Annotated in this window: 15 protein-coding genes; 13 read left to right on the top strand and 2 right to left on the bottom strand. The window is 69.7% G+C overall.

All coding sequences use genetic code 11. The features are described 5' to 3' along the window. Window positions 1–1,392, bottom strand: a 1,392-nt coding sequence (locus Q4I23_RS06755) for an ethanolamine ammonia-lyase subunit EutB (protein WP_498525695.1), incomplete at its 3' end; no start/stop codon positions are given. Window positions 1,393–1,878: 486 nt separating this feature from the next. Between Q4I23_RS06755 and Q4I23_RS06750 the strand changes: the two genes are divergently transcribed. From Q4I23_RS06750 to Q4I23_RS06690, 13 genes are all read left to right on the top strand, one after another. Beyond that, complete coding sequence (locus Q4I23_RS06750; RefSeq protein ID WP_498525694.1) at window positions 1,879–3,357, top strand: phage tail tube protein; 1,479 nt, start codon at window positions 1,879–1,881, stop codon at window positions 3,355–3,357. 137 nt (window positions 3,358–3,494) lie between these two features. Next, window positions 3,495–3,947, top strand: a complete 453-nt coding sequence (locus Q4I23_RS06745) for a hypothetical protein (protein ID WP_498525693.1) — start codon at window positions 3,495–3,497, stop codon at window positions 3,945–3,947. Window positions 3,948–4,009: 62 nt separating this feature from the next. Continuing rightward, a complete protein-coding gene (locus tag Q4I23_RS06740; RefSeq protein WP_035681715.1) occupies window positions 4,010–4,342 on the top strand; it encodes a phage tail assembly chaperone in 333 nt (110 codons plus the stop codon). A gap of 86 nt (window positions 4,343–4,428) precedes the next feature. After that, window positions 4,429–7,698 carry a hypothetical protein gene (locus Q4I23_RS06735; RefSeq protein ID WP_498525692.1) on the top strand — a complete coding sequence of 1,090 codons (3,270 nt, stop codon included), beginning with the start codon at window positions 4,429–4,431 and terminating at the stop codon, window positions 7,696–7,698. Continuing rightward, window positions 7,698–9,422, top strand: a complete 1,725-nt coding sequence (locus Q4I23_RS06730; protein WP_498525691.1) for a hypothetical protein — start codon at window positions 7,698–7,700, stop codon at window positions 9,420–9,422. Before Q4I23_RS06735 ends, Q4I23_RS06730 begins: the two co-directional genes overlap by 1 nt. Window position 9,423: 1 nt before the next feature. Next, window positions 9,424–10,203: a hypothetical protein gene (locus tag Q4I23_RS06725; protein WP_498525690.1), complete on the top strand. Its 780-nt coding sequence runs from the start codon at window positions 9,424–9,426 to the stop codon at window positions 10,201–10,203. Further along, window positions 10,203–15,023: a phage tail tip fiber protein gene (locus Q4I23_RS06720; protein WP_498525689.1), complete on the top strand. Its 4,821-nt coding sequence runs from the start codon at window positions 10,203–10,205 to the stop codon at window positions 15,021–15,023. The genes Q4I23_RS06725 and Q4I23_RS06720 overlap by 1 nt, the downstream gene beginning before the upstream one ends. Continuing rightward, window positions 15,020–15,463 (top strand): hypothetical protein, encoded by a 444-nt coding sequence (locus Q4I23_RS06715; protein ID WP_498525688.1) that lies wholly within the window; start codon window positions 15,020–15,022, stop codon window positions 15,461–15,463. The genes Q4I23_RS06720 and Q4I23_RS06715 overlap by 4 nt, the downstream gene beginning before the upstream one ends. Then, window positions 15,453–15,680, top strand: coding sequence for a tail fiber assembly protein (locus Q4I23_RS06710; protein WP_498525687.1), 228 nt, complete (start codon window positions 15,453–15,455; stop codon window positions 15,678–15,680). Before Q4I23_RS06715 ends, Q4I23_RS06710 begins: the two co-directional genes overlap by 11 nt. After that, window positions 15,677–18,100, top strand: a complete 2,424-nt coding sequence (locus Q4I23_RS06705; RefSeq protein ID WP_498525686.1) for a tail fiber protein — start codon at window positions 15,677–15,679, stop codon at window positions 18,098–18,100. Before Q4I23_RS06710 ends, Q4I23_RS06705 begins: the two co-directional genes overlap by 4 nt. Before the next feature lie 75 nt (window positions 18,101–18,175). After that, window positions 18,176–18,421, top strand: a complete 246-nt coding sequence (locus Q4I23_RS06700; RefSeq protein ID WP_498525685.1) for a hypothetical protein — start codon at window positions 18,176–18,178, stop codon at window positions 18,419–18,421. 2 nt (window positions 18,422–18,423) lie between these two features. Continuing rightward, window positions 18,424–19,266: a lysozyme gene (locus Q4I23_RS06695; RefSeq protein ID WP_454019969.1), complete on the top strand. Its 843-nt coding sequence runs from the start codon at window positions 18,424–18,426 to the stop codon at window positions 19,264–19,266. A 373-nt stretch (window positions 19,267–19,639) separates the two neighbouring features. Next, complete coding sequence (locus tag Q4I23_RS06690; protein WP_498525684.1) at window positions 19,640–23,710, top strand: tetratricopeptide repeat protein; 4,071 nt, start codon at window positions 19,640–19,642, stop codon at window positions 23,708–23,710. Between the two features lie 27 nt (window positions 23,711–23,737). On the opposite strand, the gene Q4I23_RS06685 is transcribed toward Q4I23_RS06690, so the two are convergent. Further along, complete coding sequence (locus Q4I23_RS06685) at window positions 23,738–24,508, bottom strand: short-chain dehydrogenase/reductase (RefSeq protein WP_498525683.1); 771 nt, start codon at window positions 24,506–24,508, stop codon at window positions 23,738–23,740. Between the last annotated feature and the right edge of the window lies 1 nt (window position 24,509).

Here is a 24,509-nt window from a genome sequence, read left to right as displayed (position 1 = left end):
TGGCTGCTCCTCCGGCAGGGGCAGGGCGGGCAGAAGGGACGACGCGGCGGGGTCGAAGCGCAGGCGCCCGGCGGAATCGGCGATGCCGGCGGCCTTCTGCCACGCCTCGAACTCCGGCGCCGGGCGGCGGCCGAGCACCTGACGGACATAGAGCGCGTCGTGGAAGGAGGTGCTCTGGTAGTTCAGCATGATGTCGTCGGCCCCCGGCACCCCCATGATGAAGGTGCAGCCGGCCACGCCGAGCAGGGTCAGCAGGGCGTCCATGTCGTCCTGGTCGGCCTCCGCGTGGTTGGTGTAGCAGACGTCGCAGCCCATCGGCAGGCCGAGCAGCTTGGCGCAGAAATGGTCCTCCAGCCCGGCCCGCGTGATCTGCTTGCCGTCGTATAGGTATTCCGGCCCGATGAAGCCGACCACCGTGTTGACCAGAAGCGGCCGGTAGCGGCGGGCGACGGCGTAGCAGCGCGCCTCCACGGTCTGCTGGTCCACCCCCTCATGCGCGCCGGACGACAGCTCGCTGCCCTGGCCGGTCTCGAAATACATCAGGTTGTCGCCGACGGTGCCGCGGTTCAACGCCCGTCCGGCCTCCCACGCCTCGTCCAGCAGGGCCAGCGAGACGCCGAAGGCGCGGTTGGCGGCCTCCGTCCCGGCGATGGACTGGAAGACCAGATCGACCGGCGCCCCGCGCTCCATGGCCCGCAGCGCCGTGGTCACATGGGCCAGCACGCAGGACTGGATCGGCGCGCCGGTGCGCAGGCGAAGCTCCTCCAGCATCTCCAGCAGGGTGGTCATCGCCTCCACGCTGTCGGTCGCCGGGTTGATGCCGATCACCGCGTCGCCGCTGCCGTACATCAGCCCGTCGAGGACGCTGGCCGCGATGCCGCGCGGGTCGTCCACCGGGTGGTTGGGCTGCAGACGCGTGGAGAGGCGTCCCGGCAGACCGATGGTGTTGCGGAAGCGCGTGACGACGCGGGTCTTGGCGGCGACGGCGATCAGGTCCTGCAAGCGCATGATCTTCGACACCGCCGCGACCATCTCCGGCGTCAGGCCGGGGGCGAGCGCCGTCAGGGCCGCCGCGTCGGCCCCTTCCGAGAGCAGCCAGTCGCGGAAGCCGCCAACGGTCAGATGGGCGACCGGGGCGAAGGCGGCGCCATCATGGCCGTCGACGATCAGCCGGGTCACTTCGTCGGCCTCGTAGGGGACGACCGCCTCGGTCAGGAAATGGCGCAGCGGCAGGTCGGCCAGGGCCATCTGCGCGGCCACCCGCTCCGCCGCGCTGGCGGCGATCAGCCCGGCCAGCGCGTCGCCCGAGCGCGGTGGCGAGGCGCGGGCGAGCAGCGTCTTCAGATCGGGAAACCCGTACCTCGTCCCGGCCAGAGTGTGGGCGAATGCCATGGCGTCCCCTCTCCCCATCGTCGGTTCGTCCGTTCGACCCGCCGCCTTAGAGTTTGGCGATGCCGACGCGCCCCGTCCAGCGCCCGCCCGAGCATCGACGCATCGATGATCCCGACCGCCGGGACTGGCCGCGCCGTTGGCGGCGAACACTGCGTTCGGGCGATGCCGTTGACGCCCCTGCTGGAGGGGGCAAGAAAGTGCTTTACAACACGAGGAATATAATCCAGTCTGTAGGAGACAATGCGTTACCCGCGCCCGCCCGGCTCCGCCGCGGCGGGCGTCGTTGTTTTGATCGTGTGTCTCCTCGCCGGGGTGAATCCCGTGTTCCCACCGGTGGAGGAACCCAAGGACCTGGGCGTTCCCTTTGCCCCATCGGGCGAACCGGAACGGCACGATCCCAACGGAGGGGCCGTCCCACGACCGGTCCCATCCGCCGCCAAGCCGCCTTCGGGCGGCTTTTTTCATGGCCGAAAGGAGCCGTTCAACATGACCAGTTCGAACCGGGTGCGCCTCGCCGGTGTCCTCGAAGCGGTGCCCGGCACCACCCCCGTCACCCCGCGCCTGCGCCAGCAGCGGGTGACCTCGATCGGCCTGACCTACAAGACCGATTATGAGGAATCCGGGGAACTGCGCGACGACCGCATGAACGCCGACCCGCTGAGCGTCGGCCAGAGCAACGGCGGCCAGATCGGCATCGAATGGCATTATCCGGTGCCGGGCAGCCTCCTCGACTCCGAGATCGTCAGCGCCTTCTGCGCCGATTGGGTGAACACGCCGTTCCGTGACAACGACGGCCTGCCGGCGTCGGCGGTGACCTCGGTGAGCGCCGATGCGCAGGTCGTCGCCGTGACCGACGGCTCGGCCTTCGCGGCCGGTCATCTGGTGCGCTTCACCGGTTTCGAGGCCGCCAACAACGGGGTGCGCAAGGTGACCGCCGGCTCCGCCACCGCTCCGGCCTTCGCGGGTGGCGGCCTGCTGGACGAGGCCGCTCCGGGCGCCGCCGCGCGGCTGAAGGTGGTCGGGTTCGAAGGAGCCTCCGGAGATCTCGCCACGACGCTGAGCGGGCTCGGGTCCACCGCTCTCGACTTCACCACGCTGGGCCTGTCGATCGGGCAGTGGATCAAGATCGGCGGGACGACCGACGCCTACCGTTACGGCACGGCGGCGTGCAACGCCTGGGTCCGCATCGTCGGCATCGCTCCGCATGAGCTGGCCCTGGACAACCGGCCGGCCGGCTGGGCGGTCGATGCCGGCGCCGACAAGACGATCCGCGTCTGGCACGGCGACGTCATCAAGAACGGATCGCTGGTGCGTTCGGTGACGCTGGAGCGCGGCTTCATGGAGCAGAACCCGCCGAGCTTCATCGCCCAGACCGGCATGCGGGTGAACAGCCTGGAATTCGGCGGCGAAGCGAAGAAGCCGGCGACCGGGACGGTGGCCTTCATGGGCATGAAGGGTGGCTCGTCCGGCGTCGCGCTCGACGTTGCGCCGGCCGACGCTCCGGACATGGTCGACTATCCGGCGATGGCCTTCTCCGCGAACTGCGGCCGGATCGGCGTCGGCGGAGCGGCGCTGGGCAATCCCGACTGGGCCCGCGCCATCAAGTTCACGATCACCAACAACCTGAGCACCCGCGACGCGCTGTCCGACGGCGACGGAACCGCCCCGGCGGCGGTGGCGATCCGCGACGGCGCCTGCGACGTGAAGGTGGAGCTGGACACCTACTTCGGCTCCCGCGCCCTGCTGTCGCGGATCGAGTCCGGCGAGAAGATCGGCGTCAACTGCCGCCTGCAGAAATGCGGCCGGGCGATGATCTGGGAGTCGCCGCGCCTCACCGCCCGTGAGGGCGATCCGGGCGTCGGCGGCAAGAGCCAGGACGTCACGCTGCCGGCGCAGCTGACCGCCTCGCGCGATCCGCTGACCAACGCGCAGCTGATCCTGAACCGGATCGAATTCTTCCAGTAACCGGCCTCCCGGCGACCAACGGGAACGAGGCTGCCCCACCGGGCCGGCAGACGGTTCGCGCGAACCGGGGCGGGCGTTTGGTCGGCGCCCGCCCGCTTCCGCGCATCCCGACCAACGACCAAGCACGAGAGACGCTCATGACCTTCGAACATGTTTCGCACGGCCTGACGGCTGCCGCCCCGCAGACCGACGACCTCGGCGACCTGCTGGTGGACGAGCGCGTTGCGCGCGACGGCGTGTGGATCACCCCGGACCCCGACCGCAGCCTGCGCATCAGGACGAAGGGCCTGCCGGACGCCTACTACGACGCCCAGGCCCGCCAGCAGCGCCAGGCGGCCAAGGGCTTCAACGGCGACACCAACCGGTTGCCGGTGTCGCACAAGCGCCGGATCAACGCCCGCTGCCTGATCGACCACAGCCTGGTCGACGTGGAGGGTTGCGTCATCGGCGGCCGCGAACTGTCCTTCGCCGAATTCTGCGACCTGATCCTGGAGCCCCGCGGCGCCAGGCTGCTCGACCTCGCCTTCGGTGCGGCCACCACGGCGCAGGACGGCAAGGCCGAGGAGCTGGAGGCCGCCCGGGGAAACTGACCGCGGCGCTGCGGGACTGGCTCGACCGGCGGGCCGAGACCGACGACCTGCTGGACGAGCTGATGGATGAGGATCCGGATGCCGTGGCGATCGTCGCGGCGCGCCGGGCCGGGCTCGGGGAAGCGGTGGAGGTCGAGCCCTGGTGCCGATGGGTCTGGCGCGCGTGGCACGACCTTGCCGACGACCGGCATTGGCGGCCGGGCGGACTTGGACCCGCCACGCCCTGCCGTATCCCCTGGTCGGTGGTGACGGCCTACGCCGACCGCAACGCCGTCGACGCCGACCTCCTGCGGACGCTGCTCCATCACATGGACGAGCTGTACCTCGCCTGGTGGGCCGAGACGTCCAGGCAGAGCGCCGCCCAGACCGGCGGCGAGGCCGGGGAGGGAGCGTGAGCAACGCCCCCTCCGTCCTGCCCGCCACGCCGCCCCACCGGCGGATCCGTCCGCCCTGATCATCACCTCTCGCCGCTGAGGCAGCCATGGCAGCAGAACAGCTGGTCGTCGGCTACGACGACTGGATATCCACCACCGTCCGCGCGACCAAATCCGGTGAGCAGCTTGCCCGCCAGTACGGGGATGTCGAACGGCTCACGACCAAGGTGACGGCGATCACCAGCCGCTTCGCGGATGAACTCACCAATCTGGAAGCCAGCGAACACGCGCTGGCCGACAAGGAACGGCTTCGCGCGGCCATCCTGTCCCAGCAGGACGCCGCCGTCCGGAAGGCCACCGCCGCGCACGAGCGGTGGGTGGCCGGCATGCGGGCGGCGGAAGCCGCCGCCGGCGCCCAGGCGGCCAGCACCGCCACCGCGACGGCCTCCGCCGGGTCCTGGGCCGGTGCGATGGCCAAAATCCACGAGAGCGCCGCCCAGGCCGCCGCTAATCTCAACGGTCCGGCCTTCGAGGCGCTGTCCGGCCGGATCGGGGACCTGACCAAGGCGCAGGGCTCCACGGGGTCTCTCCAGACCGCCGCGGTGCGGCAATCGGCCCCGGTGCAAACCAGTCCTGCCGGTGAAAAACGCGATGCCCCGGTTGCCGCCGCCAATGATTCGTCGGCCAATCCGAAGAAAGCCGAGGAAGCAGTTAATAAGGCCGGGATTGCTCTGGCCGAAAAGCTGGAGAAGGCGTTCGACAGCATGGGTGACACCCTGGTGAAGGCGTTCGTCACCGGCAAGACTGCGGCGCTGGACTGGGGCAAGACCACCAAGGCGATCATCGGTGAACTCGCCATCGATCTGGTCAAGATGGCGGCCATTCAGCCGCTGAAGAACGCGTTCTTCGGAACCAGTGGTCCGACGCTGTGGGGTGCCTTTGCGACATCGGGCAACAGCCCAGCCCAGGGTGGCAGCAATCCAACCGGGCAGGTTTCCTCCATGGCGAGCAATTGGGCCGGGGGGAAAGCGCTGTCATGGGTGGGAGACAAGTTGGGGCTGTCTGGACTTTACGACAGTGTGATGAACACCACACTTTGGGGCGGCACGGTGGCATCGGCGGCCTTGCCCGGCAGCATCACCGGCAGTGGGTCTATCGCCATGGGTTCGGTGACCGGTGGCGGAGCGCATGCCGCCGGTGTGGCTGCTGTGCCAGGCGGGATGACCAATGCGATGGCTGGTGCCGGGAATACAACCGTAGGCCTGGGAGGCGTCCCGTCCGGTGCAAGCACAGGCGGAGCGACCATTGGAGGCGTCCTCGGCTCGGCTGGGGTTGGCTTTGCGGCTGGTTCGTTGTTCGGCGGCTGGGCCGGCACTCAAAGCAACAGCAAGGTGGTGGGGGCCGGGGCTGGAGCCTTGTCTGGTGCGGCAGCCGGTGCGGCCTATGGTTCAGTCGTTCCTGGCATCGGAACGTTGGCCGGTGCCGTGGTCGGTGCCGTCGCCGGTGCATTGGGCGGCGGCATCGGTGCGCAGAAAGCCTCCGTCGGCCCGAACGCCGCCGCGACCTTGCGGGTCGAGAACGGCAAGCTGGTCCGGATCGGCGCCGATGCGGACAACGGCGGGAGCACCGACCGTGTGGTGGCGGTGACCGATGCCGTGGCCACCGCGGTCAACACCATGACCCAGCTCGGTGTGCAGGTCCGCGAGGGGCAGCAGTATTTCTTCGTGGACGGTGGCCCCAAGGTCGTGAACAACGGCAAAAAGGCCCAGACACCCGAAGCGTTCATCCGCGAGGTGATGGGCACGCTGACCGCCGATGGGCTGGTCGGCAAGGCCCTGGCGTCCGATGCCGCGCAGAACAGCGGCGATCTGAACAAGATCGTCCAGGGGCTGTCGCTGGCCAAGGCGATCGAGCAGACGAATTCGGCTCTGTCCAACCTCGACACGTCGCTGCACGCGGTCCAGAAATCGGCCTTTGCGGCGACCGCCGAGAGCCTCCAGCCGATGGTCGACCAGTTCAGGCTGGCGCAGGAGTTCGGCCTGGAAGCGGATTACGCGTCCATGGCAACGGGCCAGCTGACCGCGATCCTGGACAACATCCGGGACCCGGTGCAATGGCAGACGGTGCAGGTGGCGGTGGCGGAGCTGGACGGGCAGATGGCCGCCTTCCGCGATCAGGTGGGGAAGGTGAATCCCGCCCTGGTCGGCCTGATCAACGATGTCGAAGCCGCCGCGAAGGAGAAGATCTACGGCGATTACCGGAAGACGTTCGACGCCGGGCTGAACAGCGCCCGCGGAGCCGACTACCTGAACCAGCTGACCGACGTGCGGACCTGGTGGAACAACAATTGGGCCAACAGCCTGATGTCGGGTCGCAACCCGAACGACATGTACGAGGCCCAGGCTAAGGCGATCTTTGCCGGCCTCGACGTCAACCAGCTGGGAAAGGCGGTCGAGTATTTCGCTCAGCTCGACCCGGTGATGTCGGGGCTGGCTGCCGCGGCGCGCGACATCGCCCGCCAGGACTCCCTGGCCGGCCTGGATCAGCGCTACCGGGCCGCCCAGGTGGCGTTGGGCCAGCTGTCCCAGGCGGAGTTCGACCGTTACCAGACCGAGCTGGAGCAGGCGCGGGAGCTGTCGGCGGTCACCGATCCGGTCGTCCGCGCCCGCCTGCAGGAGGTGCAGACTCTCGAGAAGCAGGCCCAGGCTTATGAAAAGGCGCGGCAGTCCGGAGAATCGCTCACCGACTGGCTGACCAACAAGCTGGGCATCAGCTCCGCCGGGGTCTCGGCGTCCACCGCCTACACCAACGCGCTGGGCGCGTACCAGACGGATCTTGCGAAGGCGGCCGCCAACGACAACGACGCGCTGGGACGGATGGCCAGCACCGCCGATCGTCTGCTGACCGCCTACACCGATTATTTTGGCAGCCAGGGCGCCACGGCCTTCTGGCAGAAGATCATGGGGGAGGTCGCCAACCTTCCGGCCGTCAAATCCTACGACAGCTCCATCGTCGACGCGATCAACCGGCTTCCCCATGGCGCCGGCGGACCGGCCACCGGCCTCACCATGGTCAACGACGCCGGGCCGGAGCTGATCCGGCTGCCGACCGGCTCGATGGTGATGACCAGCCGGGCCAGCGTCGATTTCCTGCGGCGCGGCGGCGGCACCACAACCACGATGCCCGCCCCCGACACCGCGGTGGTGGAGACGCTGCGGCAATTGCTCCGCGCGGTCGTCTTCAACGGCGCCGACCTGACCACGGTCCTCGAAGGGCTGAAGGACAGCGGCTTGCGCCAGGAGAAGGCGCTGGCCGCGCTGCGCGGCCAGTTCAAGCGGGCCGGCGACGCCGGCACGCTGCCGGGGCGCGCGGCCTGATGCGTGTCTTCCTCGTCCGGATCGAGGAGCTGCCCTTGACCGTGACGGAACCGGCGCCGCTCGATCTGAGCGGCGTCGTCCGTCCGCCGCCCCGCGTCGAAGCGGGGCGGTCCCTGGCCATGGTCCGCGCCTTCACCCGCCGGCCGGTCTGGCGCCCCCCGGTGCCGGCCGCCGTTCCGCCGCCGTTGCGGGCCTCCGCCCGCACCACCCTCGCCACCGTCCAGGGGTACGTCATGTTCGGCGCCTCTCCCTTCGGCGCGGCCCCCTTCGGCGCCCGCCGCGACCGCCTGTCCCTCGCCATCGGAGACGTCATGCTGCGTTACGGGACCATGAATTACATCGACCGCGACCACAGGGAGTTCGAGGACGGGTTGCGGACCCCCTCCTTCAGCCGCACGCTCCTGACCGGTGGCACGGTCGGCGGCTGGGCCAACGCCAGCCTCGGCGACCTCGAACTGGACAATCTGGAGGGCGAGCGCAGCGACCTGCTGCGGCGCGTCGCCGTCGACGGGCGTCCGGTCGAGGTGCTGCAGCCGCAGCCCGACGGGACGACCGAGGTGGTCTTTGAATGCACGGCCCGGGACATCGTGCCCGGCGACGACGACACGGTGCGCATCCGGCTGCGGGATTGGGATTACCTGCTCGACAAGCCGGCCCAGACCGCCACCTACCCGGACGACGCCCCGCCGGAAATCGCCAACCGCCGCCGGCCCTTCGGCTATGGCACGTGCAACAATGTGACGCCGACCCGGATCGCAACGACGGTTCCGGCCTATCAGTTCAACGACGGCCCGTCGCGCGCCCTGCGGGCGGTCTATGTCGCCGGCGTCCCGCAACTGCCCACGGACCTTGCGGCCATCGATCTGGCGGCCTCGACCTTCACGCTGGCGGCGGAGCCGGCGGGCGACGTGACCTGCGATTTCGACGGTCTGGTTGTGGACGGGGTGTATCTCAACACCACCGCCCTGGTGATCGACGATCTGGCCTTCCGGCGCGGCGGGCTGCCGGCGACGCGGAAATCCGCCCGCCATTTCGAGCGTTTCGCGGCCGACATGCCCGGCGAGGTGCAGCTTTACGTCTCCCACGGCGAGGAGCCGACCGTCCTGTCGCTGATCCAGCGCCTTCTGGCGCCTTGCGGCTGGGGGGCGTTCTCGTGGCGCGGCCAACTCCAGGTCGGTGTCTGGAAGGTGGCGACGGGATCCCCGCGCTGCCTGCTGTCCAAGGCCGAAGGGACGCTGATCAGCCTGCAGCCGGCCGAGCTTCCCACGGAGGTCTATCCACCGCCGTGGCGGTTGCGCGGCGGGTACGACCGCAACTGGACGCCTCAGACGGCCAGCCAGCTCAAGGGCGACGACACCCCCGGCGCGGCCGACCCCGTCGGCGGGCCGGAGCGGCGCCGCTGGCTGGCGCGTGGGCAGGAGATCGCGGAGGCGAAGGACGAGGTCACCCGCGACCGCCTCCATCTGGGCGCGCAGGATCCGGCCGTCGTGGAGACCTGCCTCGCCGACAAGATCGGCTGCGAAACCGTTCTGCAGGCGTCCCTGGCCCACTGGCTCGGCAACCGGGCCCATTACCGGGTCGTGCCCGACACGCCTCCCTTCTTCTTCGACATCGGGGACGAGGTGGCGATCCAGTGGGACGGCCATGGCCTGGAGGGCGGCCAGATCGGCGTGGTGGCGGAAGTCGCCGAGGGCGAATGGACCGAACTGGTTATTGAGGTGTGACATGGACAACCTGACGGCACGGGTCGGCTGGATCAACCACGCCGACACCGCCACCCTGACCGCCCTCCACCCCGGACCGGACACGCTGGGTGTGGAGCGGCTGCAAATCAAGCACGTGGCCCGCTATCACGAGCAGACCGGTCCCGAACTGGCGGTTCGTGCCGATCTGCACGCCGGCAAGCCGGTGGACGCGGTGGTGCTGCCTCTGGTCAATGCCGGGCCGGCGGCCACCCTGAGGGTGCGCGCGGCCGCGACGGTGGCCGATCTGTCGGCGGCCCCGGTCTACACCTACGCCGGGCCGGGGCATGTCGACGACGCGCACAACTACGCCATCCATCTGCTGCCGGCGACGGTCACCGCGCGGGTGTGGGAGGTGGCCGTCACCGATCCGGACCGGGAGGTTTCGCGTGCCGGCCGGCTGGTCCTGGCGCCGCTGCATCGCTTCGCCTTCAATTTCAAGGCGAACTGGGGCGTGCGCTGGGAAGACCTGTCGGAGGAGCGCGACGGCGCCGGCGGCCAGATGTACTCCCGCGCCGGGCCACGGCGCCGCGTTCTGAGCGCGGAATTCGGCGAGATGACCCGCCGGGAGCGCGACGAGGTCGCGCTTGAGATCGAGCGGCTGGCCGGCAAGACCGGCGACATCCTGATGGTGGCGCGGCCCAACGCCCCGAACCTTGCGCACTACACGGTGTGGGGAAAACCGGTGGACACCGGCGGCGTCAACGAAAGCCGCCTCGGCATCTTCACCAAAACCTTCCAGATCAAAGAACGGCGGTTCTGATGGCCTTCGTCTATCCTGACCGCGCCTCGGAAGTCACCACCTCGACCGGTGACCAGGGCGACATCATTCTTCAGGGGCCGGAACCGTCCTTCTGGTCCTTCACCAGCCGGATGGCCGTCGGCGACGAGACCACGGTGTGCCGGGAGGACGGCCTCACCTCGGAGCTGGTCCGGGTGCGGCTGGTGGCGCCGGACCGTCTGCGCTACCTGGCGGTCTACGGCTCGTCCAACGGAGGCGCCCGCGTCGTCTGGCCGGCGGGGCAGCAGCGGGTCTACGCCACGCAGCTCGGGCGCTACGCTCTGCTGCCGCCCGATGCCGGACAGGCCGGGCGGCCCGTGGTGGTGCAGCCGGACGGGACGTACGGCGCCGGGGCGCTGACCGTGCCGGTACCGACCGGCCTGACTCTGGGCACGCTGCTCGACGCGGCTTCTGCCGGCGGGCGACCGGACGGGGTGGTGCTGATCCGGCTGGTGGTGACCTGGAACGAGGTCCCCGATCTGGACTACGAGTTGGAAATCCGCGACGGCCTGACCACCGGCTGGCCGGGGACGGCGTCAAACCCGACCCCCATCCCGGCGGGCGGTGGGCGCTGCGTCGTCAACGTGGTCGGGGGCTACACCTACGGGGTGCGGCTGCGTGCCCGTGCCGTCGGCGGGGTGTCCGGCTGGACGCCCGAGCAGACCATCGCCGCGACGGGCGACGACGTGCCGCCGGGGCCGCCCACGGACATGGCGGTGACCGAGGTCTACGGTGGCGCGGTGTTCACGTTCACGCCCCCCGCAGACGCCGACACTCTGGAGGTCCGTTTCTACGCGGCGCCCGCCGACGATAAGACCGCCGCCATGCTGGTCGGGGCGGGCCTGCGCCGGGTGACGCTGACCGGCTTGCCGGCGGGGGCCACCCGTTGGGTCTGGGCCGCGTCCGTGGACACCAGCGGCAATGAAGGCGAGTGGATTGCCCTTGGCCCGGTGACCGCGCTGCGCATCGAGCCGGGGGACCTTGCGGAGGAGCTGGGCGAGCGCATCGAGCGGCTGTCCGATGTGGACCCGGCGAGCCTGGGTCTCGCGGGTGAGGCTGCCCTGGAGGCGGTGCTGGCGGCACACGAGGTCCGCCTGGGGGCGCAGGGGCGGCTCGCCCAGGCGATGACCGGCGTGGACGCCACGATTGACGGGGTGCGCGACAGGCTGGCGGGCGTGGAGACGGGTCTCCAGCAGGAGGTCGCCACCCTCACCGACGAGACGGCGGCGCTGACCCGGAGCCTGACCGCCCTCGGGGCCGTCGTGGAGGACAACACCGCCGCTATCCAGGCCGAGCAGACGGCGCGTGCCGACGCGGATGAGGCCCTAGCCGAAAGCGTGACCCTGGTCGCCGCCCAGGCGGGCAACGCCCTGGCCGCTGTGCAGACCGAGGCGACGACGCGGGCCAACGCTGACAGCGCGCTTGGGCAGCGCATCGACGCGGTGGTTGCCGACACCGCGGACAACGCCGCTGCGATTCTGGCGGAGCAGACGGCCCGCACCAACGCCGACGGCGCCCTGGCGAACACGCTGACATCGGTGTCCGCCCAGGCGACCCGAACCCGGACGTTCCGGCAGGCCACGGCCCCCGCCGCCCCTCAGGCTGGCGACCTGTGGTACGACACCGCCAGCAACAACGCCCCCAAGCGTTGGTCCGGGACGGGCTGGGAGTCCACCGAGGACCCGCGCATCGCGGCGACCGCCGCCGCAGTGGTCGCTGAACAGACGGCCCGTGCGGACGGTGATTCCGCCCTGGCGAGCAGCATCAGCATCGTGTCGGCGCAAGCGTCACGGTCCCGAACGTCCCGGCAGAGCGCCGCGCCCGCCGCGCCGCAGGCCGGCGATGTCTGGTACGATACGGCCAACGGCAACGCGGCCAAGCGCTACAACGGCACCGCGTGGGAGTTGGTGGACGACGCGCGGCTGGCCGCCAACGCCGCCGCCATCACCAGCGAGGCGACCGCGCGGGCGGACGCGGATGCCTCCTTGGCCTCGCAGATCACCACGGTGTCCGCCCAGGCGACCCGAACCCGGACGTTCCGGCAGGCCACGGCGCCCGGCGGCCCGCAGACCGGGGACATCTGGTACGACACGTCTTCGAACAACGCGCCGAAACGCTACACTGGGACCGCGTGGGAAAACGTTGAGGACCCGCGCACGGCGAGCAACACCGCCGCCATCCAGGCCGAGCAGACGGCGCGTGCCGACGGTGACGCGGCGCTGACGACGCAGGTCAACACGGCGATCAGCAAGGCCGACCGGGTGCGCACCTTCCGGCAGGCCTCCGCCCCCGCCTCGCCCCAGACCGGCGACGTCTGGTACGACACAGCGAACAACAGCGTGCCAAAGCGCTGGTCGGGGACCGCATGGGAAAGCGCGGAAGATCCCCGCATCGGGCAGAACGTCGCCGCCATCCAGACGGAGGCGACGACCCGTGCCAACGAGGATGAGGCGCTGTCCCAGCACATCACCAAGCTGTTCGCCCGGTTCTCCGGCGGGACCAACCTCGTGCAGCGCCTCAACCGCTGGACAAGCGCCTTCCCCGTCACGGAGGACGCCACATTTGCGAGCCGGTACCGGGTACGGGTCTCAGGCAACGCCCAGAGCACCGTCTCCCCGGTCCTCACCGAGCTGAAACCGGACACCGACTATGTCCTGTCCTTCAAGGCCCGACTGGTGGCAGGCGCCTCAAGCGAGCTGCACGCCGACCTGAACCCGGACACCCTCCCCGAGACAGCATTCGCCGTCACGTCCTCGGAGTGGACGACCTTCTGCACCGTGTGGAAGTCGTCCCTGGCGGCGATCAAGAACTGCCGGCTGCGCTTCTTCCAGTACAACCTCGCGGGCGCCCAGGTGGACGTGACCGACGTCCAGCTTGAGGAGGGCAACACCCCCTCCGCTTGGTCGCTGGCTCCAGGCGAGATGGTGGCGATGGTGCAGCAGGAGGCGGACGCGCGGGCGTCTGCCCTTGGGACCATGTCCACCCGCATCGACACCGTGCAAACCCTTGCCGACGGCAACTACGCCGCGATCCAAGAGCAAGCCTTGAGCATCGACGGTCTGTCGGCGCAGTACACCGTCAAGGTGGACGTCAATGGGTACGTCTCAGGTTTCGGCCTTGCCACGACCGCCAAGGACGGCGTGCCCACCAGCACCTTCACTGTCCTGGCCGAAAAGTTCGAAATCACGGCGCCGGGTGGCTCGAAGATCAGCCCATTCGTTGTTCAGAACGGCACGGTCTATCTGCGCTCTGTGGTTATCGGAACGGGCTGGATCGGTGACACCCACATCGGCCCAAACGGCATCGACGCCAGGCACCTGAAGGCCAGCAGCGTGCTAACCGACTCCATCAGGATCGGCAGCGCCAGCGGGTCCACGCTGTCCACCGTCGCCAGCAACGCCGCCACCGGCGCCCAGGACCCGGCAGGGCGGATCAACACCGGCAGCACGAGCATCAACCCCGGCAAGATCCTGGTGAAGGGCAGCAACACACTGACCACGGTCGGCGGCTGGTTTTACGAGGATACCACCGAGATCAACGGCGGGGCCATCGCCGCCGGGACGGTCACCGCCCGCGAAGTGAAGGCTGGGGCGCTCACCGTGGACAAGTTCGCCGTGTTTTCGACGGGTAATCTGTTGACGAACAGCGACCTTAGTGCCCAGTGGGAATGCTGGGACCGCAACACCTACAACAGTGATGCCGGACAGTCTATCATCCGCGTTTATAATCAGGATGGCTGGCATCCACAGGGCGGGCACTCCCTTGCGGTGTTCCAGAACAACGGCTATCCATCAGGATTCTATGACCTGAATTACTCGCATCCTGCGTCCAATTGGCTGGGTATCCCGACGGTCCCCGGTCAATTCTATGAATTTACGGTCTATGTTAGCGCCCACCGGTGCCTCGTGCAGATTTATATATCATGGCTCGATGCAGGCGGTAATGAGATTGCCTACGCCTTGCCCGATGCCCCCGGCAACGATGGCAGCGTCTCAAACACCCCCGGTGACGGATTGCAGCTAGGCACTTGGAAGCGCCTCCGGGTCAAAGGAGCGGCTCCCGCAAATGCCCGCATGATGCGCCCAAAAATTCGTAAGTATGCCACGCTGGTTGCGCCAGGGCATGTGGATAGCTGGTTGTTCTTCGCCCTGCCGTTTCTGGGAGAATGCGCCCCAAACGCTACGGTGGCGCAGCCCTGGCAGCCGGGGGGCGTAACCCGGATCACCGGAGGCCAGCTTGCCACGGACAGCATCATCATCCGCAATTCTGCGCAGCTGGGCGACACCACGGTCACCTCGCTGAAGATTGGGGTCAATCAGGTGACGGTCCCAGCGGCCGAGTACGTGCCCAGCATCACCGAGCTGTGGACCGGGGGATGGACCGAGTGTGTCGCGACGTCCCTCGAATGCTATGGGCGTCCCGTCATTGTCAATTGCTCGGCCATGCAGGCCATCTCTGGGGCTACCGCCTATAGCGAGGCCAGCCACCCGCTGTTTGTCTTCTTGATCCAGCGAGGTTCAATTGTCCCCGGTGGTGGCGGGTGGAACTGGGTTGACCTGCTCCCCGAACTGGGCGGAACAGCAGCGTCGGGAGATGTCACCGGCGGCCTGTGGAATGCCGGCATGAGTCAGCCCTGGAATTACACCATTGTCGACCGCGAGCCGCTGGACGGTCCAGCCCGCAACGACGGGACAACTGTGTGGCGCGCGTATCGTTTCCTCGCGAAAAAGCACAAGGACGTTGACGGCCGCGTGGCCTCAATCGCGTACCGCTCAATCTCTGTCATGGAGGCACGTCGGTGAACACCAACGCACTGATCGTTGAGAGTTCCGTCGCAACCGATAGTCAGGTCTACACCCAGTGGGACACGACGTCCGGGCGCATCATCAGCGTCGGACTGGGCCAATTCCATGAGGGTTTGCCACCCCTCTATGCCGACGCACGCAAAATGTGGGGCGTCCAGCTTGATCCGCTGACCCAGTGGATTGACCCCCTGACCAAGGAGGTGCGGCCCCGGCCTGTCATGCAGCTGTCGGTGGACAAGACGATGATCGTATGCGATGGCGCCGACATCGCAACCATCACTGGCATACCCTCGGGCACTGTCCTGAGGGTTTCGTGCGCTGGGTTTGTGGTGGACGACGGGATGTTGGAGTTCTCCTCGCCGCACCCCGGCACCCATACCCTGCGTTTCGATGCATTCCCCTACCAAGACACCGAGGTGCTGATCCATGCGGCTTAACCTTGTGATAGCCGACTGGAGCGGGATCACCGCCGAGGCGGCCCGGCGGCTGTCGGACACCGACCGGTACATGCAGCCCGATTTCCCGTTGACCGAAGCCTGCCGGCAGGCCCTGACCGCCCATCGGCAGGCGCTGCGCGACCTCAACCACACCTTCACCAGCCCGGCGGAGGTCGTATTTCCCCCGCAACCCACGATCGAGAAGGTGAAAGCATGAGCTGGTACAAAGTCGGCCGCGTGGCGGTCACCAACGGGTCCACGACCGTCCTCGGCTCCAACACGCGCTGGTCCGGCAAGCTGAAGGCCGGTGACGTCTTTACCCTGGACGGTGGGCGCCTTTACGAGATCGTGTCGTTCGAAGACGACCGGCTGACCCTGGCCACCCCCTTCGCCGGGACCTCCGGCGGGGCTTTGCCGTACGGGATCATTCAGAACTTCACGGCGTCCATCACCGCCGATCTGGCGGCCCGTACCAGCAACATGATCCAGCTCTACGAGGCGGCGGTCGCCGCTCCGCAAGAGGCGCTTTCGTCGTCCCAGGCGGCCCGCCACAGCGAAGAGGTTGCGGCGGAGCATGCCCAGGCGGCGGCGTCCTCGGCGGCTCAGGCCGCTGTGACCGCTCAGCAGGCGGTCCAGGTCGAGACCACCCGCGCCCAGGCGGCGGAACAAGCGCTGGCCGCCCAGAAGGCGGACAAGGCGGCGCTGGGCTCGGCGGCGGCCAGGAACGCCCCGGCCGGCGGCAACGCGGCATCGGGCGAGGTGGTGCTGGGCAGCGACAGCCGCCTCTCCGACGCCCGGACCCCGACGGCGCACAGCGTGACCGCGCACAGCGACTGGCCGGCGGCGGTGAGCGTGACGGAGTTGGGCTGTCTCGACGGCGTGACCGGGCCGATCCAGGCCCAGATCAACGGCAAAGCCACGGTCGGCACGACGGCTGGCTCGGCCGCGGGCACGGCCTCCGCCGGCACGGCGGCCACGGCGGCCCGGTCGGACCATGTCCATCCAATGCAGACCAGCGTGTCGGGCAACGCCGGCACGGCGACCAAACTGGCCAGCGCGGTGACCATCAACAATGTCCCCTTCGACGGCAGCGCCGGCATCACGATCAACGCGGTGGACAGCACGGCGCGGATCGCGGCCAGCGAGAAGGGCGCCGCCAACGGCGTGACGCCTCTCGGCGGCGACGGGAAGGTGCCGGCGTCCTATTTGCCGTCCTATGTGGACGACGTGCTGGAATTCTCCGCCACCGGCAACTTTCCGGCTTCCGGCGAGACCGGCAAGATCTACGTCGCCACCGGGACCAACAAGACTTACCGCTGGTCCGGATCGGGCTACGTCGAGATATCGGCCTCGCCCGGCTCCACCGACGCGGTGCCGGAAGGAGCGGCCAACCTCTACTTCACGACGGCCCGCGCCGCCGCTGCGGCTCCCGTGAAGACTGTGGCGGGCAAGAGCGGCGATGTCACCCTGAGCAAAGCCGACGTCGGCCTGGGCAGCGTGGACAACACCGCCGACAGCACCAAGGCGGTGGCGTCGGCGGGCAAACTGACCGCCGCGCGCACGATCACCCTGACCGGTGGTGTCACCGGCTCCGTGACCACCGACTTGTCCAGCGCCGTCAGCATCAACGCGACGGTCACACAGGATACCAACAACCGGTTCGTGACCGACGCCGAGAAGGCGACTTGGAACGGCAAGGCGACGGTGGGCAGCGTGACTCCCTCGGCCCCCGGCACGGCGGCCGTCGGTACCTCGGGGCAGGCGGCCCGTGCGGACCACGTCCACCCCGCCCAGACGTCCGTCTCCGGCAATGCCGGCACCGCCACCAAGCTCGCCACCGCCCGGACCATCTCCCTGAGCGGCGGCGTCACGGGGACGGTGACCTTCGATGGCTCCGCCAACGTTGCCATCGCCGCGACGGTCGATCCATCCAAGCACTCCCACCCCCTGCCCTTCAGCCTGCTCGATGACGGGGGCGCGGGTTTTGAACTCGACTCCACCAACCTGGGGTATTCCACCCAGTACACGTCCCCCGAGGACATCCGGTCGATGGTCGGGGCCGTGAACGTCTATGACGCAGGGTGCCGCGGGAACGCAGTCGGGATCACTGGACTGGTCCCCCTCCTCGTTGACATGCAGGTGGGCATCGGCAAGCTCGACAACCTCCTGACCACGGACACCTCCAGCCTCGTCAACGCGATTAACGAGCTGAAGACCAACGGCGGGGGCCGGCACTCCATCGTCTTCGACAACCACGATGGGATGTTCATGACCACCCTCAAGGTCAATAACGACACCTTCGGGGACCAGGAATTCCAGCTCCCGGACCAGTCTGCGGCCATACCCGTCATGGCCCAGGTCCAGAACCAGTTCGTGGAGATTGAGCGCTTCGGGAAGCGCCTGGACGGCGTCCTCTATGAGGGCGATACCGATTACACCATCGATTACATGATGTTCGGGTACAACGACCCGAACACCAGCGTGGTGGTGCCCCTCATGGTCGACTTCACGACGTTCGTGCAGGCCGCCTTTTCGAAGCTCCCCGTCTACTCGTCCAACGCAGCTGCGGCGGCCGGCAACTTGCCGGTGGGCGGCGGGTATCGCACCCCCACGGGCGAGGTCCGCGTCCGGGTCTGACGCCCGCGACAACACCCCAACCGTCTGATGACCGGCCGCCCTTGAGGCGGCTTTTTCATGCCCGCAGGACCCGCCATGACCGCTCGCACCGCCTTCGACCTTCCCGCTGGCACCGTGGCGGCCACCATTCCCCTCTGGGCCGCCGACCTGACGCTCGGCCTCCAGCTCGCCACCGCCGCGCTGGGGCTGATGCTCGTGCTGGTCCGCCTCGCCCTGGCGCTCGGCGACGTCGCCAAGCGCCCGCCGGCGTGGTGGACGCGCCTGCGGGCGCGGCTCCGCGCGCGCCGGAACGATACCCGCCCCGAACCATTCCAGGAGTGACCATGACCGCCACCCTTCGGGCGGCTCCCCCGCCCGCCGCCCTCGATCTGGCCCGCCACTTCGAGGGACTGTCCCGAACCGCATACCGCTGCCCGGCCGGCGTGTGGACCATCGGTTACGGCCACACCCAGGCCGTGACCGCGGGCGACGCCATAACCACCGATCAGGCGGAGCGTCTGCTCGCCAGCGACTTGGCCGAGGCGGCCGCGGTCGTGGACGGCGCCGTGACCGTGCCCCTGACCGACGGACAGCGGGCCGCTCTGATCGATTTCGTTTTCAACGTCGGGCCGGGCCGGGCCAGGAAGGGCAAGGATTCCGGAAAGGACGGCTTCATCCGCCTGCGCAGCGGAAAGCCCTCCACCCTGCTGCGCAAGCTGAACGCCGGTGACAGTGCCGGGGCCGCCGCCGAGTTCGGCGCGTGGGTGTATGGTGGCGGCCGGGTGCTGCCCGGCCTGGTGCGGCGTCGGCGCGCCGAGGAACTGCTGTTCCGTGGGGCGGACTGGCGCCGCGCACTCGACGACGGTCCGATGGCGCAGACGGTCGAGCCGGCCACGCCCTCCGTCCCAACCGCCGCCGTCCGCGCCGCTGCCGGGACGCTGGCGATCGGCGGCTCGCTCGGCGTGGTGGCGGAGGTGTTGGCGCCGGTGCTGCAGGTGACCCAGCAGGTGCAGGACCTCGCCGAGCAGGCGCAGGGCGTGGCGGCCCAGGCGCAGGGCGTGACCACCCAGATCCACGGCCTCGCCCGGCTGCTCGGGTGGGCGCCGTCGCCGGCGGTCGCGGTCCTGGCCACCGGTCTGGTGGTCACGCTGGCGCTGCTGTGGCGGGCGCGCCGGACCCGGGGCTGACCGCAAGGACGGCTCTCGGATGCCCTCATGGCAAGGCACGGAGCGAGTCCCGTCTTCGTGCCTTCGTCGCCGATCACGCAACCGTTGAGCGGCGTACCACGCCGCTCAACGGGTTTTTTTAAAGCTGGCGGCACAATTCAGTGGAGAAAGCGGGCCGATCCCAGGATAGCATCTGTCCTCTGCTCGGAGCCTCTGCATGATGCCAACCTCCCTTGACGATCCGTCCGCCCTGGTTCGGAGCCGTTGCCCCCGCCGGGCCTTCGCCGCCGTTCGCGGCTGCGACGCCGTCCCCTCCGGCGGCGCCGGCAGCCGGACCGCCGCGTTCGCGCCGCAAGCCCTGCCGCATTTCCACGGTCCCTGATCCGGCGATACCATGTCTCCCTCCCCCCCCGCCGGCGCGATCGTCAACCCCATCGCCGATGTAATCCGGTTCCAACGCGCCGGCCACCCCGATGCGGCGGAGGCGCTGCTGCGCACTATGCTGTCCATCGACGGTTCCAACGAGGAGGCGTGGCTCCGGCTCGGCGGCATCGCGCTCGGGGACGGACGGAACCGTCTCGCCGCCCGTTGCTTCGCCCGCGTCATGCTGTTCGCGCCGGACCGCGCACAGGCTATGCACAATCTCGCCGAAGCCCTGCGCATGACCGGGCGGAAGGCGCAGGCGACCATTGCCTTCACGCGGGCGCTGCGGCTGCGCCCGGCCTATCCCAAGGCGTTGGCCGCCTTCGGGCTGATGATGAAGGACACGGGGAACGGGCGTGCGGCACGGCATCTGGCCGCACGCGCCCTGATCCTCGACCCGGCCTTCGCCACTGGATGGCGCAATCTGGCCGCGATGCTCCAGCCGATGAACCAGCCGGACACGGCGGCTCGCCTGCTCCGCCGGGCGGTGCTGTCCACTCCGGACAGCCCCAGCCTCCGGGCCGCTTACGGCGTCGCCCTGTGCGAGGTGAAGGAAACCCGCCGCGCCCTGGACGCGCTGCGCCAAGCCGTCGCGCTGGCCCCGGGCCATGCCCAGACGATGAACCATCTGGCCTTCGGCCTGATGCACGACGGCAACCTGGAAGGGGCCTTGCGGACCACGGGGCGCGGCCGCCGCATCAACCCCATGGCGGCGGAAGCGGACGCCCAGGATTCCCTGACCTGGATGATGAAGGGAGAATTCGCGCGCGGCGCCACCGCCATCCGGCGCGCCCTGATCCTCGACCCGGGCAGCTCCGGCATCCTGGTCAACCTCGCCCTGCTCCTGCACGCTGGGAACGAGGGCAAGGAGAGCATCCGCTGGAACAAGCGTGCCCTGCGCCTGGACCCGGACAGCACGGTGGCCCGTTTCAACCTGTCGATGACCTTGTTGCAGCGCGGCGATTTCGCCCGCGGATGGGCGCTGTACGAAGCGCGCTGGTCGATGTGGGGCGCCGGCTACCCGCGCCATGCCCCGGCCTGGGACGGTGGCCCTCTGAACGGGCGGAGCATCCTGCTGACCGCCGAGCAGGGGCATGGCGACACCCTGCATTTCGTCCGCTACGCCACCCTGCTGGCCGAGCGCGGCGGGCGCGTGTTCCTGCATGTGCAGCCTTTGCTGAAGCGGTTGCTCGCCAACACCCCCGGCGTCACGGCGGTTTTCGGAATGGACGAGGAGCCGCCGGCCTGCGATCTGTGCGCGCCGCTGCTCAGCCTTCCCCGGCTGGTCGGGACCCGGCTGGACAGCATTCCCGACGCCATGCACTATCTGCGCGCCAGCGAGGGCGACCGTCCGTCCTGGCGGGAACGTCTGGCCGGGGAGCGGCGGCTGAAGGTCGGCCTCGTCTGGGCGGGCGAGCCGCGCAAGGGGGATCTCAAGGCCAACTCCGTCGACCGTCGGCGCAGCCTGACGCTGGACGCTCTCGCGCCCCTGGCCGCCATTCCGAACATCGCCTTCTACAGCCTGCAGATCGGGGAGGCGGGCGCCCAGGCCAAGGCGCCGCCCCCGGGGATGGAGGTCATCGACTGGACCGGCCACATCCGCGACTTCGCCGACACCGCGGCCTTCATCGATGAACTGGACCTCGTGGTGACGGTCGACACCTCGGTCTGCCATCTGGCGGGCGGGCTGGGCAAACCGGTCTGGGTGCTGTCGCGATTCGACGCCTGCTGGCGCTGGCTGGGCCATCGGGAGGACAGCCCCTGGTACCCGACCATGCGCCTGTTCTACCAGGAGGAGCCGGGCGCCTGGGACGCCCCGATCGCGCGGCTGGCCACCGCGCTAGCCAAGCTGGTCTCCGGCGGCGGTGATCCCGGACCGGGCACCCGGCGGACGACGGACCGGGCGCCCGATCCGGCGGGCGCGCTTCGGGGCGATCCCCTCGGGGCGGGTTTGCAGGCGGCGGTCGCCGCCCACCGCTCCGGACGCCTGACGGAAGCCGCCGCCGGTTACCGCCGGGCGTTGACCGCCGACCCGGCGAGGGCGGACGCGCTGCATCTCCTCGGGTTGACGAATCTCGTCGGTGGGGACCAGGCCGCGGCGGAGCGATGGATCGACCGTGGCGTGTCCGTCGAGCCGGGCCGCGCCACCTTCCGCAACTCGTTGGGCGAGTGCCGCCGCTCCGCCGACCGTCTGGAAGCCGCCGTCCTGTGCTTCCGGCAGGCCGTCGCGTTCGACCCCGCCTATGCCGAGCCGTGGGTCAACCTCGCCAAGCTGTCGGTGGCCGCCGGCCGGCCGGGCGATGGTGACCGACAGGCCCGGCGCGCGGTGCGCCTGTCGCCCCTGTTGCCGGACGCTTGGCGCACGCTCGGCCATGCGGCGCTGGAACGGGGTGGAGCCGGCCTGGCCGAGCGGGCTGGACGCCGAGGGCTGGCGCTTCTCCCCACCGACGGGGAGGCGCTGGGCCACGCCGCGCGATTGGCCGGGCAGCGCGGCGACCGGGATCTGGCCGAACGGCTGCTCGGGCGCGTCCTCCGCCTCGATCCGGAGGCGGCTCACGCGTGGCGCGAGCGGGCCGATCTGACGCTGAAGGTCGGCGCGCACGCCAAAGCCCTGCCAATGCTGCAACGGGCGCTCGCGCTTGCACCCGATTTCCCGGAGGCGCTCAACAACCTCGGCGGTGCGCTGCTCGGTCTGCGGCGCCGGGAGGACGCGGGACGCCACTACCGCCGGGCCATCCAGCTCCGTCCGGGCTATCCCGACCCCTGGAACAACGCCGGCAGCGCCTTGCAGGAGCGGGGCGACACGGCCCTGGCTCTGGACCATTACCGGCGTGCGGTGGCGCTGTCCCCGGTGCATCCCGTGGCCTATGCCAACATGGGCGAAACCATCCGCTCCTCGGCGGCGGGGATGCCGGATTTCCGGGTGGCGGAGGCGCTGTGCCGCCGCGCCCTGACGTTGGTGCCGGGCCATGGCGCCGCCCTGAACGCACTGTCGGTGCTGTGCCTGGACCTGCGGCGCCTGGAGGAGGCGGAGGCCGGGTTCCGCACGCTCATCGAGCGGAACCCGGAGAGCGCCCAGGCCGGCTTCAACCTGTCCTTGGTCCTGCTGACCAGCGGCCGGTTGCGCGAAGGGTGGGAGCATTACGAGGAGCGCTGGCGGATCGGTGAGATTCCCGTTCCCAAAGCGCCGGGCCGGCTGTGGATGGGCGAGCCGCTGGAGGGCCGGAGCATCCTGCTGCACGCCGAGCAGGGCCATGGCGACACGCTCCAGTTCGTGCGCTACGCCCCGCTGGTGGCGGCACGGGGCGGCCGCGTCCATCTGGCCGTCCACAGTGGTCTGCGGCGCCTGATGGAGCGCATTCCCGGACTGGAGGGCGTGTACGACCTGTACGGCAGGCTGCCGGTGACGGACTTCCATTGCCCGCTGCTCAGCCTGCCGCGGGCCTTCGGAACGGAACTCGGCAGCATCCCCGCGGCGGTCCCCTACCTGAAGTCCGATCCGGCGGAGGTGGAGCGGTGGCGGGCGCGCCTGCCCGCGGCCGGGCGGCTCAAGGTCGGGCTCGTGTGGTCCGGCGATCCGCGCCCGCACAGCCCCAAGGCCAACGCGGTGGACCGGCGGCGCAGCCTGACGCTGGCCGCTCTGGCCCCGCTGGCTGCCGCCGGGGATGCGCTGTTCGTCAGCCTGCAGAAGGGAAGTCCCGCGGCCCAGGCCAAGGAGCCGGCCCCCGGCATGGACCTGATCGACCCGATGGACGCGGTGACGGATTTCGCGGACACCGCGGCGCTGATGCGTTGCCTGGACCTCATCGTCACCGTGGACACGTCGGTGGCGCATCTGGCGGGCGGTCTGGGCCTGCCGGTCTGGGTGCTGTCGCGACACTCCGGCTGCTGGCGTTGGCTCACCCGGCGGACGGACAGCCCCTGGTACCCGACGCTCCGGCTGTTCCACCAGCCCAGTCCCGGCGATTGGGAGCCCGCCGTCGCCCAACTGGCGGAAGCGCTTGCGGAGCGGGTGCGATCGCACGGGACCCATCCGGCATGACCGGGGAGGGCCGTCGCGCGATCCGGTTCAGCGGAACCGTCCGCCGCCGTCCATGTCCACCACCGAGCCCGACAGGTAGGCGACGCGCGGCGAGCTGAGGAGCGTGACCAGGGAGGCGATCTCCGTCGGTTCGGCGAGGCGCCCGAACGGAAGATCGCCCAGGGCTTCGGTCCAGCGTTCCTCGTCGTCGAAGCGCGTCTTGGCGCGCTTGCGGTAGACCGCCGCGACCCGGTCGGTGCGCGTCGCCGAGGGATTCACCCCGAAGACGCGGACGTTCCAGTCGGTGCTGCGGGCGCCAACCGCCTGGGTGAAGGCGATCAGCGCCGCGTTGCCCGCCGAGCCGCAGGCGTAGTCCCAGCGCGGCGTCATGCCCATCATGCCGATGACGTTGACGATGGTCCCGCCGCCGCGCTCCCGCATCGCTTCGACGAAGAGCTTCGTCATGTGGATGTAGCCGAAGACCTTCAGCTGCCACGCCGCTTCCCATTCGGCCATGCCGAGGTCGAGGACGCTGCCGCCGGGGATCGCCCCGGCGTTGTTGACCAGCACGTCGATGCCGGGAAGCGCCGCGGCGAGGCGTTCGCGGGCCGCCCCGTCGGCGAGGTCTGCGGCCATCGTCTCGACCGCCACGCCGTGACGTTCGCGGATGCCCGTCGCCGCCGTTTCCAGCGCCGCCGCGTCGCGGGCGACCAGGACGGGCAGGGCGCCCTCGGCGGCGAAGGCCTCGGCGCAGGCGAGCCCGATCCCCTTGGAGCCCCCGGTGACGAGGACCCGCTTGCCGGACAGGTTCAAATCCATC

Source organism: Azospirillum sp. UFLA03-27 (assembly GCF_059803775.1).
Note: the sequence above shows the minus strand (reverse complement) of the source record. Positions and strands in the feature narration are given on the sequence as shown.

What these genes read in the sequence shown, in the direction of transcription:
- Q4I23_RS06750 (WP_498525694.1), top strand. Translation starts at nt 1,879, where the DNA reads ATGACCAGTTCGAACCGGGTGCGCCTCGCCGGTGTCCTCGAAGCGGTG.
- Q4I23_RS06745 (WP_498525693.1), top strand. Translation starts at nt 3,495, where the DNA reads ATGACCTTCGAACATGTTTCGCACGGCCTGACGGCTGCCGCCCCGCAG.
- Q4I23_RS06740 (WP_035681715.1), top strand. Translation starts at nt 4,010, where the DNA reads ATGGATGAGGATCCGGATGCCGTGGCGATCGTCGCGGCGCGCCGGGCC.
- Q4I23_RS06735 (WP_498525692.1), top strand. Translation starts at nt 4,429, where the DNA reads ATGGCAGCAGAACAGCTGGTCGTCGGCTACGACGACTGGATATCCACC.
- Q4I23_RS06730 (WP_498525691.1), top strand. Translation starts at nt 7,698, where the DNA reads ATGCGTGTCTTCCTCGTCCGGATCGAGGAGCTGCCCTTGACCGTGACG.
- Q4I23_RS06725 (WP_498525690.1), top strand. Translation starts at nt 9,424, where the DNA reads ATGGACAACCTGACGGCACGGGTCGGCTGGATCAACCACGCCGACACC.
- Q4I23_RS06720 (WP_498525689.1), top strand. Translation starts at nt 10,203, where the DNA reads ATGGCCTTCGTCTATCCTGACCGCGCCTCGGAAGTCACCACCTCGACC.
- Q4I23_RS06710 (WP_498525687.1), top strand. Translation starts at nt 15,453, where the DNA reads ATGCGGCTTAACCTTGTGATAGCCGACTGGAGCGGGATCACCGCCGAG.
- Q4I23_RS06705 (WP_498525686.1), top strand. Translation starts at nt 15,677, where the DNA reads ATGAGCTGGTACAAAGTCGGCCGCGTGGCGGTCACCAACGGGTCCACG.
- Q4I23_RS06700 (WP_498525685.1), top strand. Translation starts at nt 18,176, where the DNA reads ATGACCGCTCGCACCGCCTTCGACCTTCCCGCTGGCACCGTGGCGGCC.
- Q4I23_RS06695 (WP_454019969.1), top strand. Translation starts at nt 18,424, where the DNA reads ATGACCGCCACCCTTCGGGCGGCTCCCCCGCCCGCCGCCCTCGATCTG.
- Q4I23_RS06690 (WP_498525684.1), top strand. Translation starts at nt 19,640, where the DNA reads ATGTCTCCCTCCCCCCCCGCCGGCGCGATCGTCAACCCCATCGCCGAT.
- Q4I23_RS06685 (WP_498525683.1), bottom strand. Translation starts at nt 24,508, where the DNA reads ATGGATTTGAACCTGTCCGGCAAGCGGGTCCTCGTCACCGGGGGCTCC.